This is a genomic window from Sphingorhabdus sp. Alg239-R122, assembly GCF_900537065.1.
In the GTDB taxonomy this organism is placed as follows: Bacteria; Pseudomonadota; Alphaproteobacteria; order Sphingomonadales; family Sphingomonadaceae; genus Alg239-R122.
In genome coordinates this window covers 17,636-30,235 of sequence record NZ_UNRC01000002.1, presented here as the reverse complement: position 1 = coordinate 30,235, position 12,600 = coordinate 17,636, and the positions used below count along the sequence as shown (strand labels likewise).

Below are 12,600 nucleotides of genomic sequence, written 5' to 3'. Positions count from 1 at the left end.
ATCCATAGAAAAGCATGGAAATTGGCAATTTTAAGTAATAAAATTATAGTAAAAGATTCCTGGATCGCCTATTTTTTAGGCAAAATTATATGCCTGCATAAAAACAAGGCAGGTTTTATTGCGCTGCAGCAATGGCCGTCTGGATTTCAGGCAAAGCCCTTTCCGTTTCCCGGTTGCCGATCTCGATAAGTTCCTCCGCGCGGGTAAAATTCTGGATATCAATATGGCCCACGGGCAGGTTGAGCAGCACTTCGGGCGGATCAAGTGCGATGGAATAGGCCGCAAGGTTGGCGAGCGATAGGCCTACCGATGCCTTCACGACCGAGATACTGCCCGGCAAAGGTGCATCGGCTTTCTCGATCCCCACTCCGCGGGCGCGATTGAGATAATCATTCTGGAGGCTGATCGCGACACATGGCAATCCGGGCGCAAGTTTTTTGGCGGGCGTTACCGGTACCGGAATCGCCGCACCGCCATCGACCAGCAATTTATCACCGATTTTGACTGGCTTGAATATGCCGGGCAGCGACATCGACGCCCGAACAGCTGACACAAGGGGGCCTTCATCCAGTATCACCGTATCGCCGGTAATAAGGTCGGCCGCCACGACAGAGACCGGTATGGGAAGGTCCGAAAATGTCATATCGCCCAGATGCTTTGTCAGTTCATTCTCGACAATTTTGCCGCCAAAAAAAGCACCGCGGCTAATGGTGGGGTCAATGAATTTTATCATCTGGCGCAAGTTGGTGGAAAGCGCCATTTTCTCCAATTCATCCATCTTGCCCGCCGCCACGCAGCTGGCCGTAATCGCACCGATGGATGTTCCCGACATGGCAGCGATTTCTATACCGGCTGCCTCAAGCGTCTTGATAACGCCGATATGCGCCCAGCCGAGGCCCGCACCGCCGCCTAATGCCAGCGTAATCTTCATGGCAGCGGCTCCGCTTCTTCGGCGAGTATGGCGCGCGCCTCTTCCAGATCTTCATTCAGCACCATGACGCGTACCGGAATCATGATGCCGACACTTTCGGCGATATTCATGCCCGCATCGAAGCAGACGGCGTGCACCCCTGCCGCTTCAAGCCGGCCCTGCACGATATGGGCCTCCATATTATTTGGATAACGCGCGAGTTCGACAAGAGCCATTAACTGTCCGGTCCAAAATAACGTGTAGGCGGCGTAACCGGCAAGCCGTCAATGCTCTTCGTTCGGCCTTTCATCTTTTGGGTCCAGGCATCCGCATCAGTTCCTGCATGGTATTTCACCAATGTGCTGCGCTCGCCTTTCAGCTTCATGTGCGGAACGCCATAGCCGCAGCTCGTCTGTATGCTTTCCACGGCAATATCGAAAATCTGCCGTGTGCCTGGAAGGAGTTCAAAATGCGCGGACAGCTCCTCCCATTTCGCATCGTCCGGGAGCACGGGAACGGCTCGGCCATAGATGCGCAATATCAGCGCGGGATTTGCAAAATTGCAGAACATCACAGTGATCCGGCCATCGGCAATGGCATGTGCATGGGTTTCATTGCCTGACCCGCCCAAATCAAGATAGGCCACACGGTTCGGCGCAATCACGCGAAACGCATCATAACCTTTGGGGCTAAGGTTGATGCGCGCATCTTCGGCTGCGGTTGCAACAGAAAACATTGGCTGCTGCGCAATAAAATCGCAGTGTTTCTCATCCAGCATATCGAAAAATTCGGCCATACTCACAGCATATGGGAATTTCATCGGAGGGGGAAGCGGGAATTGGAATCCTGCTTGTTCTGTCTGTTTGATCGCCTCACGGCGACAAGCCTGTTCTATCCCACTCTTCCATCTAATTTATTGATAGTATTATACTTTATCGAGAGGTAGGGTAAGAGAGCGAGATGGAACAGCTGTGCGAACAAGAGTGAGCCAACCAAGCCACTCTCACCCATCCAAATTCGGGCGCAGCCAGCGCCGCGCCGTGCCCATGTCAACACCGCGGCGATCCGCATATTCGGTGAGCTGATCCTCGCCAACCCTTGCTACGCCGAAATATTCGGATTGCGGGTGGCCGAAGTAAAATCCGCTGACGGCAGCCGTGGGCACCATTGCAAAGCTTTCGGTGAGCGTGATGCCGGTATTGGCGCTCGCATCCAGCATATCGAACAATAAAGGTTTCTGGCTATGGTCGGGACAGGCCGGATAGCCAGGTGCCGGACGGATGCCGCGATATCTTTCCTTGATAAGCGCCTCATTGGTAAGCTGTTCTCCGGCGGCATAGCCCCATAGTTCGGCACGGACATGCTGGTGCATCCGTTCGGCAAAAGCCTCAGCCAGCCGGTCGGCCAGCGCTTTCAGCAAGATATCCGAATAATCATCATGGTCGGCTTTGAAGCGTTCCAGATGTTCTTCGATGCCATGCCCTGCCGTAACGGCAAAGCCACCGATCCAGTCATCTGCCCCGTCAACAAAATCGGCCAGGCACATATTGGCGCGGCCCTCCCGCTTGGCAATCTGCTGTCGCAGGAAAGGCATGCGCATCTCGCCGCCACCCGTATCGATCAGCGCATCATCCCCATCCCGCCGACACGGCCAGAGCCCAGCCACGCCTTTTGCGGTGAGCCATTTTTCGTCGATGATCTTATCAAGTATGGCCTGCGCATCATTATAGAGGCTGGTTGCGCTTTCGCCGACCACTTCGTCATCCAGAATCGCCGGAAAATTGCCCGCAAGTTCCCAGCTGCGGAAGAAGGGCGTCCAGTCGATATATTCGCGCAGGTCTGCCAGGTCCCAGTCGTCATAGACATGCAGCCCGGGCTGTTTCGGCTTAGGCGCTTTCAGCGACATATCAGCCTCAAATGCGTTGGCGCGGGCTTCTTCAATCGAAATCAGCTTGCTCTGACCTTTATTCGCACGCTTGATGCGGACTTGTTCATATTCATCGGCAATTTTGGCGACATAGTCGTCCTTCAGCGTATCGCTGACCAGCGTAGAGGCGACACCCACGGCACGGCTGGCGTCAAGCACATGGATTACAGGACCCTTATAGGCAGGTGCAATCCGCAGTGCGGTGTGAACCTTTGACGTTGTCGCACCACCAATCAACAGTGGCATATCCATTTCGGACCGCTGCATTTCCTCGGCCACCGTCACCATTTCATCAAGTGATGGCGTGATCAGCCCCGACAGACCGATAATATCTGCATCTTCATCCAGGGCCCGCGCCAATATGTCCTGCCACGGCACCATCACGCCCATGTCGATAACTTCATAGCCATTGCACTGTAGCACCACGCCAACGATATTCTTGCCGATATCGTGCACATCGCCCTTGACCGTAGCCATGATGATCCGGCCCTTGCCTTTCGCGTTCCCGTCTTTTTCTTCCTCAATAAAGGGCAGCAGATGCGCAACGGCCTTTTTCATGACACGCGCGGATTTGACCACCTGTGGCAGGAACATCTTGCCTGACCCGAACAGGTCACCCACCACATTCATACCGTCCATCAGCGGGCCTTCGATGACTTCGATCGGACGATCCTTGAGCTGGCGCGCTTCCTCGGTATCGGCGACAATATGCGCATCAATGCCCTTGACCAGCGCATGTTCGAGCCGCTTCACCACATCCCAACCGCGCCATTCTGCAGCCGCTTTTGCATCCGCCTTGCTCTTGCCTCTGAAACTCTCGGCCAACTCAATCAGCTTCTCGGTCGCGTCCGAATGCCGGTTGAGAATAACATCCTCACATGCGTCACGCAGGGCCGGGTCAATCTCGTCATAAATATCGAGCTGCCCCGCATTGACGATCGCCATGTCGAGCCCAGCGGGTATGGCGTGATAGAGGAATATCGAATGCATGGCACGGCGCACAGGCTCGTTACCACGGAAACTGAATGAGAGGTTGGACAGCCCACCCGAAAAATGGACATGCGGACAGCGTTTTTTTATCTCGCGCACCGCTTCGATAAAATCAACACCATAATTATTATGCTCGTCAATGCCTGTGGCCACGGCAAAAACATTGGGATCGAAAATAATATCTTCAGGCAGGAAGCCGATGCCGGTGAGCAGTTTATAAGCGCGCTCGCAAATTTCGATCTTGCGTTGTTTCGTATCCGCCTGTCCAGTTTCATCAAACGCCATGACAACAACCGCTGCACCATAAGCCATGCACAGCCGCGCATGTTTCAGGAACTCTTCCTCGCCTTCCTTCATGGAAATCGAGTTCACGACAGGTTTGCCGCTCACGCATTTCAGCCCTGCCTCAATCACTGACCATTTGGATGAATCGATCATCACCGGCACACGGGCAATGTCGGGTTCCGCCGCGATCAGTTTCAGGAAGCGCGTCATCGCCGCTTCGGCATCGAGTAGGCCTTCGTCCATATTTATGTCGATAATCTGCGCACCGTTTTCGACCTGTTGGCGTGCGACTTCAATCGCGGCCTCATAATCATCATTCATGATGAGCTTTTTGAACCGCGCGCTGCCGGTAACATTAGTGCGCTCGCCAATATTGACGAATTGGGCTGTGCTGTTGATGGTCATTTTATATCTTTTTCTCAGGCCGCCAAGGTGAAAGCTTCAAGACCGGCCAGCCGTGTCTGCGTTTCCACCTGCGGAATGGTGCGCGGCGCCTTTCCGGCGGCCGATTTAGCCAGCGCAGCAATATGCTGAGGCGTTGAGCCGCAACAGCCGCCGACAATATTCACCAGGCCATCGTCCAGCCATGCGGAAACCTGCGCTGCCGTATCTTCGGGCATTTCGTCATATTCGCCCAGGTCATTGGGCAGGCCCGCATTGGGATAGGCCATGACCAGCGTATCAGCGATAGGCGACAATGCTTTCAAATGTGGTCGCAGCAGGTCTGCACCAAATGAACAGTTCAGCCCGATAGTAAGCGGTTTGACATGGCGGATGGCATGCCAGAAAGCCTCCACCGTATGGCCCGAAAGATTGCGTCCAGCCATATCGGTGATGGTCATGGAAATCATCAGTGGGACATCACGGCCCGCTGATTCTGCGGCTTCCTGCGCTGCCATGGCCGCTGCTTTGGCATTAAGTGTGTCGAAAATCGTTTCGATCAGGATCAGGTCCGCGCCCGCCTCCACCAGCGCGTCGCACTGTTCGCGGTAGACAGATTTCATCATGTCAAAATCAACCTCACGGAAGCCGGGGTCTTCTACATCAGGAGAAAGAGAGAGCGTTTTATTGGTCGGGCCGATAGCGCCTGCCACATAACGCGGGCAACCATCTATTGCTGTAGCCCTGTCACAAGCGCGGCGTGCAATTTCAACCGACGCGAGATTCAGTTCCCGTACCAGATGTTCTGCATTATAATCGGCCTGACTGATGCTGGTCGAGCTGAACGTATTGGTTTCAACAATGTCGCTACCCGCTTCTAGATATGCGAGCGTAATCGCCTCCACCACATCCGGCCGCGTCAGCGAGAGCATATCGTTATTACCCTTTTGGTCCGCGGTCAGCTCCAGATCACCCCGGTAATCGGCCTCTTGCAACCTGTAATTCTGAATCGCGGTGCCATAGGCTCCGTCAATCAGCATGATGCGCTTTTGCGCTTTTGCCAGTATTGCTTCACGTACGCTCATGCCGCACCTTCCTTTGCAGGGCGGCGGCCAAGCAGGTGGCAAATCGCGTAGCTGAGCTCAGCCCGGTTGAGCGTATAAAAGTGGAATTGTCGGACACCGCCCGCGTAAAGGCGGCGGCACATTTCCGCAGAAATTGTCGCAGCGATAAGCTGCCGCGCAGATGGATGGTCATCCAGCCCTTCAAACAGGTCATCCATCCATGCCGGAATGGCCGCACCGCACATGCCCGCAAATTTGCGGGTCTGTGCCACATTGGAAACGGGTAAAATTCCTGGCACCAGTTCCGCATCAATGCCGCAGGTTGCCGCTTCATCACGAAAGCGAAAATAGGCATCGGGCTTAAAGAAAAACTGCGTGATGGCGCGCGTTGCACCGGCATCCAGCTTGCGCTTCAGGTTATCAAGATCATCCTGCGGACAGCCCGCTTCGGGGTGGGTTTCGGGATAAGCCGCCACCGAAATTTCAAAATCGGCAATATCTTTCAGGCCCGCAACTAGATCAGCCGCACTCGCATAGCCGTCTGGATGCGGCTGAAAATCCTGCCCTGCTTCGGGCGGATCGCCGCGCAGGGCGACGATATGCCGGACGCCTGCTTCCCAATAGGCTTCGGCCACTTCACGGATTTCCTGCTTGCTCGCCTCAACGCAGGTCAGGTGCGCAGCTGCCGGAATATTTGTTTCTTTCACGATACGTGCCACGGTCGCATGGGTGCGTTCACGCGTTGAACCGCCCGCACCATAGGTGACAGACACGAAGCGCGGGTCCAGCGGCTCTAGTGTTTTGACACTGTTCCACAGCGTCTGTTCCATTTTTTCCGACTTGGGCGGGAAAAATTCGAACGACACTTCGGCATCATCGGAAAGGCCCGCAAAAAGCGGTTCATCCAGCGCGGTTTTGGCTTCTTTTAATTGCGAGAGAGAAGGTGTCATGCAGCGGCCTTTTTGGGGGTTGGCTTATTGGAGTGTGATTGAACAGCAGAGCGGTCATGCGGCGTCAGCGAAAAGCGGCTACGCACACCGATCCAGATTTTTACGGTCAGTTTGCCTCCGGAAAGTTCGCGCGACCGATCAAGGGCAAAGCCGCCCCCGCGTAAAAGTTTTTCAATTTGTGTGTCGGAAAAGCCCAGCCGGGCATGCGCATCCTTTGTCCGCAGTTCTTCCATATCGTGCGACGCAAAATCGACAATCACAATGCGCCCTTCGGAAGCAGCAACACGGCCGGTTTCGGCAATGACACGTTCCGGGTTTTGCGCATAATGGAGAACCTGGTGCAGCAAGATCGTGTCATAGGACGTACTTTCCAGTGGCAGGTCATTGAAATCACCCTGCACCAGTTTGACTTGTCCCTGCTCCAGATGCTGCAGTTTCGCACGGGCAAGACGGAGCATTTCCGGACTGTTATCGACCGCCGTGGCTTTCACGATTTGCGGCGCGAACAATTCAACCATCCGGCCCGTGCCCGTACCAACATCAAGCAAATGGCCCAGGTCTTCTCCGTCCAGCATATCGGTTAAAGCTGCTTCGACATGTGCCTCGGCGACATAAAGCGAGCGGATCGCATCCCAATTGTCTGCATGTGCGGCAAAATATTCTGCTGCCTGCGCTTCTCGCTGTGCCCGCACATCCTGCAGCCGAGCAATATCCTCGCGCGTCTGCAGCGCCACTTCATCACCGCCCGCACTTGCGGAGCTCAGCAATCGCGCCAATGCGTCTTCAGCACCCGCACCATGCAATTCCAGGTTAGGCCGTAAAAATACCCAGCTGCCTTCCTTGCGCCGTTCGGCAAGGCCCGCTTCATCCAGTATGCGCACATGACGCGATACCCGCGGCTGGCTTTGGCCCAGCACGAGGGCAATTTCACCCACTGCAAGCTCCATCTGCTGTAATAACAGCATGATGCGGAGCCGTGACGGGTCCGCAAGCGCGCGAAAGATGGAAAGCATATTCATTGAACAACATCATATAAAGAATTCTTTATATGTGGTCAATCGGCAGTTTCGCTTAGTTTTGAGATAACCGGAAAACGGGCCTGTCCCGGTTTTAGGTCTTCAGGTCTCTAGATATTTGCCAAACCTCACATTCCCATGTATGGACCGCCGGTCGCACCTAATGGAGCCTAGTTTCCGTCGGTCGGCAATTTTGAGTTTTTGATTATTATGAGGGATATTATGTCTAAATTTACTGTTGCGCTTGCCGCTGTAGCCGCTCTTGGTCTTTCAGCATGTGCAAATGAAGAAACAGAAACCGTTGTAGAAGGCGATTCTGTTGAAGCTGCTGCTGACGAAACAATGGAAGCTGCTGAAGGCGCTACTGAAGAAGGCACAGCCACAGCTGAAGAAGCTGCTGCTGAAGGCGCTGACTCAGTTGAAGCTGCTGTTGATGGCGCTGTTGCAGAAGGCGAAAAAGCTGCTGAAGAAACAGCAAAGTCACTTAAAGACTCCGCGAAAAAAGCTGGCAACGACGTGATCGACGCTGCCGCTGACCGCGCCAAGAAAGAAATCGGCGAGTAATTCGCTCACCTTCTTTAGCTATTGAACGGGTTGCAGTCGCGTTGGCTGCGACCCGTTTTTTATTGCCTTATCGGCCGGGCGCTCCATAATCGGCATATGCGAATATACACTGCTATATTGTCTTTCCTCACGCTCTGCGCCTTGGCCGCGTGCGATAATTCAGGCAGTGTCAGTCCACCAGAGGCCGTTACGCCCGATGAAAGTGAAGAGCTGAAACAGGCCGAAGAGATGCTGGATGTGCAGCGCCCGCAGGCGGCAAAGGATTCGGATCCCGCCGAGACACCTGCCGACGCTGCGTCGGCGCAATAAGGATTTTAATCACGCACTCGCGGCACCAGCACCGTATCACGCGCCCTATCGGCACGTTCAGGATAATCGCTGGTATAATGCAGCCCCCGGCTTTCGGTACGCGTCAGCGCCGAACGGACAATCAGCGATGCCACTTCGATCAGGTTACGCAGCTCAATCAGGTCCATCGTCACCCGGAAATTGCCGTAATATTCATCCACTTCCTGTTGCAGCAGCTCGACACGATGCTGCGCGCGCTCCAACCGTTTGGTAGTGCGGACAATGCCGACATAATCCCACATGAAACGGCGGATTTCACGCCAGTTATGCTGTACCACCACCTCTTCATCGGAATCGGTGACACGGCTTTCGTCCCATGGGTTGATATTGGGCGGCGCATCAAGTTCATTCCAGCTGTCGAGGATATCCTGTGCCGCCGCGCCGCCAAATACAAAGCATTCGAGCAAACTGTTTGAAGCAAGGCGGTTGGCACCGTGCAGTCCCGATTCGCTGACTTCGCCTGCTGCATAGAGTCCTTTTAGATCGGTGCGGCCATTCAGGTCTATGAGCACACCACCGCATGTATAATGCTGGGCCGGGACAACAGGTATCGGTTCACGCGTGATATCAATGCCCAGCCCCATCAGCTTGGCATAGATGGTCGGGAAATGGCCTTTTACAAACTCCGGCTCCTGATGGCTGATATCCAGATGTACATAATCCAGGCCAAGACGCTTGATTTCATGATCGATCGCACGCGCCACCACGTCGCGCGGCGCCAATTCCATCCGTTCGTCAAAATCACCCATAAAACGGTAACCGCGCTCGCCCTTTTCCTTGGCTGGGATAAGCAAATGCCCGCCTTCGCCGCGCACGGCTTCGGTAATCAGGAAATTCTTGACCTCCAGATTATACAAACATGTCGGGTGGAACTGCATGAATTCCATATTTGAAATACGCGCACCGGCGCGCCAGGCCATAGCTATACCGTCGCCTGTCGCCCCGCGCGGACTGGTGGAAAACAGGTACGTACGGCCCGCTCCCCCCGTCGCCAGTATTGTCGCCCGCGCTGTCACGGTTTCCACTTCGCCCGTGACCCGGTTCAGCGCATAGGCGCCCCAGATACGCCCTGCCTCCCCCTTATCTCCCGCGACATGGCGTCCGGAAATCAGATCAATAGCCACCATATCGGGCAACATGGTGATATTGGGGTTGGCCGCCGCCGTGCGCTGCAGCGCTTCCTGCACCGCCCAGCCAGTGGCATCATCGACATGGACAATCCGGCGGTGGCTGTGCCCACCTTCACGCGTAAGGTGCAGGTCATCATCAGCCTCACGATTGAACGGCACGCCCATTTTAATTAGCGAATCAATTTCTGCCGGTGCATTTTCTACCACAAACTCAACCGTTTCGCGGCGGTTTAGGCCAGCGCCTGCCACCATCGTGTCCTGGATATGGCTGTCAAACGTATCACCCGGTTCCAGCACAGCTGCAATGCCGCCCTGCGCCCAGCTGGTTGAGCCGCCCGAAATCTCGCCCTTGGCCAGCACCAGCACACGTTTGGTTTCGGCAAGGCGGATGGCGGCAGTCAGGCCTGCGGCGCCGGACCCGATTATCAGGACATCATGGTCATTGCGTAAAGTCATGGGATCAGGCCGCATCACGTGTGAGGCCCAGGAAAACATCTTCAAGGTCAGCTTCCCGCGTGCTGACATCTTCTATATCAAATCCGGCCTCGCGCATTACCGACATGATTTTTCCTGCATTGGCTTTGTCCTTGTCATAGGTGATTTCGAGAGCGCGCGGTGCAATCCGCTCCACTTTGTTGAACAGCGGGTTATCGGGAATATCATCCATATCCCGGTCCAGTGTCAGAACTATCAGCTTTTCGCTCGCCATACTCACCAACTCATGCGTAGTCTTGTCAGCAATCACCCTGCCATGGTTGATTATGGCTATCCGGTCACACAGTTCCTCGGCCTCTTCCAGATAATGCGTAGTGAGCACAATTGTCACACCGGCATCATTCAAACCGCGCACATAACGCCAAAGCTGCTGCCGCAGATCAATATCGACACCCGCTGTCGGTTCGTCGAGCACCAATATGGGCGGCGAATGCACCATCGCTTTGGCCACCATAAGCCGCCGCTTCATCCCGCCCGACAAAGTGCGTGCATAGGCATTTGCCTTGTCAGCAAGGTGCACCGCCTCCAGCAATTCCACCGATCGCCGCATGGCTTTTGGCACACCGAACAGGCCCGCCTGCAGCTCAAGCGTTTCCAGCGGTGTAAAAAATGGGTCGAACATGACTTCCTGCGGTACGATACCGATAGACGCTTTTGCATTGCGGGGGTCACGGTCGATATCAAACCCCCATATGGATGCATGCCCCGCGCTTTTATTGACCAGCCCCGACAGGATATTGATAAGCGTCGACTTGCCTGCACCATTGGGACCCAGCAACCCGAATATCTTGCCGCGCGGTATATCCAGGCTGACGTCGTCAAGCGCCAGGTTGGGTGGGTTGTTCTTGGTCCCGGCATATGTCTTGCTGACATTATGGATGGAAATAGCTGCATCACTCATGCCGCATGGGATAACCAGTAAGCCGCGTGCGCGCAAATAGTTCGTGGCTTAGCAACAGATGTGACCGTTATTTTGGATTTTTTAACCATATCTGGCAACTAGATTGTGACAGTTGGGCATTATAACTTACAAACATGAGGGACCAGCTCATCATCATGTCCAGCCAGTCACGCCGAGGCCTAGCCCTGCTTGCCAGTGCAGCGTGCAGCGCGATTGCCATGCCTGCCGCAGCGCAGGATGGTGAAGCGCATGCCGAAGTCATGCAGCCAATTATTATCACCAATACATCTGAGCTACAGTTTGGGAATATCATTCCCGGCACTGGCAGGTCGATTATCCGCGTACGGCGCAATAATGATGGCATACGGGTTGTGCGCGGTGATGCCATACTGGCCGGCGGCACTGTATCACGCGCAGGCTTCACAATAAGCGGCGAACCGGACCAGCGCGTTATTATACGCGCGCAGCGGGGCCGTATCTTCCTGACACGCAACGGCGGAACGGAGCGTATCCGCATGAACCGCCTGCGCATTGATGGGCGGCGCCGACAAAGACTGGATGGCGCCGGCGCAGCCACGGTTAATGTAAGCGGCCAGATAAGAGTGAATGCAGACCAGGCAGCAGGTGTTTATACCGGAACCTTCAACCTTACTGTCGACTACCCATAGTCAGGCATATTCCATTTTTTTCCGGCAGTTAATGTAATTAACCTTGCTGGCAAGCAAATATTTACCTGTTGCGTATTAGAAAGAGCTTTATGGGGACCAGAATTTCAAAGCGCATATTAACCAGGATATGCACATTCGCCATGGCAGGGTTTGCGGTTATCGCAAACCCTGCCCATGCACAAACAAGCGACGCAGATGCAGATGCCCGGATTCTGGAGCCACTGTCCGTCTATAAAATTGCCGACCTTGATTTCGGCAATATTATCGCGGGCCCAGCCGCAGGTACGGTTTTCATCGACACGCGCAATGGTAACCGCACAGCCGCCGGTGGCGTAACATTGGGTGGCGGCACATCGTCGCGGGCCGATTTCCTTATTAACGGTCCTGTAAATCAGATTGTGCGCATTTCCATACCCTCAACTGTCACGATCAACCGCACTACTGGCAGTGACAGCATGCGCATTGACAGGATGGCGATTGGTAATGCGAACAGAAATTTCGGCTCCTCCGTCAGGGCGCGGCTTTCCAGGACCGGAGTCTTCAGCATAACAGTGGGTGGCAGGCTGCTCGTAAATGCCAATCAGCCAACCGGTGAATATACAGGTACATTTGTAATGACTGTCATATATGAATGACGGGCATTCGGCGCAGGTGAAAAACTGCCGCTGGCGGTGCATATCAATCTTGCACTTAAATGGTGCCGCGTTTACACAGCACTCATGACTGAAGCACCAGAAACCGTCCGCACATCCAACGTCCGTGTCGCCTGTGATGGCGCCAGTAATATTCCTGGCGGCGCTGCGCTGGGCCATCCCCGCGTCTGGCTGGAAATAGATGAAAAAGGTTATGTCGAATGCGGTTATTGTGACCGCCGCTTTATACTGAACGGTGGACCAGCAGACGTCGCGGAAAGCTGAAATCCGCTCCAGACCCGGTGATATATGCGATATTTGACTAGCACATATCTGCCA

14 protein-coding genes are annotated in these 12,600 nt (G+C 54.6%); 5 read left to right on the top strand and 9 right to left on the bottom strand.

The genetic code is table 11. The features are described 5' to 3' along the window. Window positions 1-115 precede the first annotated feature (115 nt). The 7 genes from G6Q15_RS02090 to G6Q15_RS02060 all read right to left on the bottom strand — a co-directional run bounded on the left by G6Q15_RS02090 (window position 116) and on the right by G6Q15_RS02060 (window position 7,526). Window positions 116-931: a patatin-like phospholipase family protein gene (locus G6Q15_RS02090; RefSeq protein ID WP_164115178.1), complete on the bottom strand. Its 816-nt coding sequence runs from the start codon at window positions 929-931 to the stop codon at window positions 116-118. Continuing rightward, entirely contained in the window at window positions 928-1,146 is a 219-nt protein-coding gene (locus G6Q15_RS02085) for a DUF2007 domain-containing protein (RefSeq protein ID WP_164115176.1), read from the bottom strand. Before G6Q15_RS02085 ends, G6Q15_RS02090 begins: the two co-directional genes overlap by 4 nt. After that, window positions 1,146-1,706 (bottom strand): pyridoxamine 5'-phosphate oxidase family protein, encoded by a 561-nt coding sequence (locus G6Q15_RS02080; RefSeq protein ID WP_164115174.1) that lies wholly within the window; start codon window positions 1,704-1,706, stop codon window positions 1,146-1,148. The genes G6Q15_RS02085 and G6Q15_RS02080 overlap by 1 nt, the downstream gene beginning before the upstream one ends. Before the next feature lie 207 nt (window positions 1,707-1,913). Beyond that, on the bottom strand, window positions 1,914-4,517 hold the full coding sequence (gene metH / locus G6Q15_RS02075; RefSeq protein WP_164115172.1) for a methionine synthase: 2,604 nt from the start codon (window positions 4,515-4,517) through the stop codon (window positions 1,914-1,916). Window positions 4,518-4,531: 14 nt separating this feature from the next. Continuing rightward, window positions 4,532-5,578: a homocysteine S-methyltransferase family protein gene (locus G6Q15_RS02070; protein WP_164115170.1), complete on the bottom strand. Its 1,047-nt coding sequence runs from the start codon at window positions 5,576-5,578 to the stop codon at window positions 4,532-4,534. Further along, a complete protein-coding gene (gene metF / locus G6Q15_RS02065) occupies window positions 5,575-6,507 on the bottom strand; it encodes a methylenetetrahydrofolate reductase (protein WP_164115152.1) in 933 nt (310 codons plus the stop codon). Before metF ends, G6Q15_RS02070 begins: the two co-directional genes overlap by 4 nt. Further along, window positions 6,504-7,526, bottom strand: a complete 1,023-nt coding sequence (locus G6Q15_RS02060) for a metalloregulator ArsR/SmtB family transcription factor (protein ID WP_164115150.1) — start codon at window positions 7,524-7,526, stop codon at window positions 6,504-6,506. The genes metF and G6Q15_RS02060 overlap by 4 nt, the downstream gene beginning before the upstream one ends. A 219-nt stretch (window positions 7,527-7,745) precedes the next feature. On the opposite strand from G6Q15_RS02060, the gene G6Q15_RS02055 reads away from it, so the two are divergent. Together G6Q15_RS02055 and G6Q15_RS02050 are read left to right on the top strand one after the other, a co-directional pair. Beyond that, a complete protein-coding gene (locus G6Q15_RS02055) occupies window positions 7,746-8,087 on the top strand; it encodes a hypothetical protein (RefSeq protein ID WP_164115147.1) in 342 nt (113 codons plus the stop codon). A gap of 96 nt (window positions 8,088-8,183) precedes the next feature. Next, complete coding sequence (locus G6Q15_RS02050; RefSeq protein WP_164115144.1) at window positions 8,184-8,396, top strand: hypothetical protein; 213 nt, start codon at window positions 8,184-8,186, stop codon at window positions 8,394-8,396. 5 nt (window positions 8,397-8,401) lie between these two features. On the opposite strand, the gene nadB is transcribed toward G6Q15_RS02050, so the two are convergent. Further along, complete coding sequence (nadB, locus tag G6Q15_RS02045) at window positions 8,402-10,021, bottom strand: L-aspartate oxidase (RefSeq protein ID WP_164115142.1); 1,620 nt, start codon at window positions 10,019-10,021, stop codon at window positions 8,402-8,404. Between the two features lie 4 nt (window positions 10,022-10,025). Continuing rightward, window positions 10,026-10,961 carry an ABC transporter ATP-binding protein gene (locus G6Q15_RS02040; RefSeq protein ID WP_164115140.1) on the bottom strand — a complete coding sequence of 312 codons (936 nt, stop codon included), beginning with the start codon at window positions 10,959-10,961 and terminating at the stop codon, window positions 10,026-10,028. A gap of 134 nt (window positions 10,962-11,095) precedes the next feature. On the opposite strand from G6Q15_RS02040, the gene G6Q15_RS02035 reads away from it, so the two are divergent. From G6Q15_RS02035 to G6Q15_RS02025, 3 genes are all read left to right on the top strand, one after another. Further along, window positions 11,096-11,629, top strand: a complete 534-nt coding sequence (locus G6Q15_RS02035) for a DUF4402 domain-containing protein (RefSeq protein WP_164115138.1) — start codon at window positions 11,096-11,098, stop codon at window positions 11,627-11,629. Window positions 11,630-11,769: 140 nt separating this feature from the next. Beyond that, window positions 11,770-12,264, top strand: coding sequence for a DUF4402 domain-containing protein (locus tag G6Q15_RS02030; RefSeq protein ID WP_164115136.1), 495 nt, complete (start codon window positions 11,770-11,772; stop codon window positions 12,262-12,264). 84 nt (window positions 12,265-12,348) lie between these two features. Then, the gene (locus tag G6Q15_RS02025) at window positions 12,349-12,546 is read left to right on the top strand and encodes a zinc-finger domain-containing protein (RefSeq protein ID WP_164115134.1); all 198 of its coding nucleotides are present in this window, start codon (window positions 12,349-12,351) and stop codon (window positions 12,544-12,546) included. The last annotated feature ends 54 nt before the right edge of the window (window positions 12,547-12,600 follow it).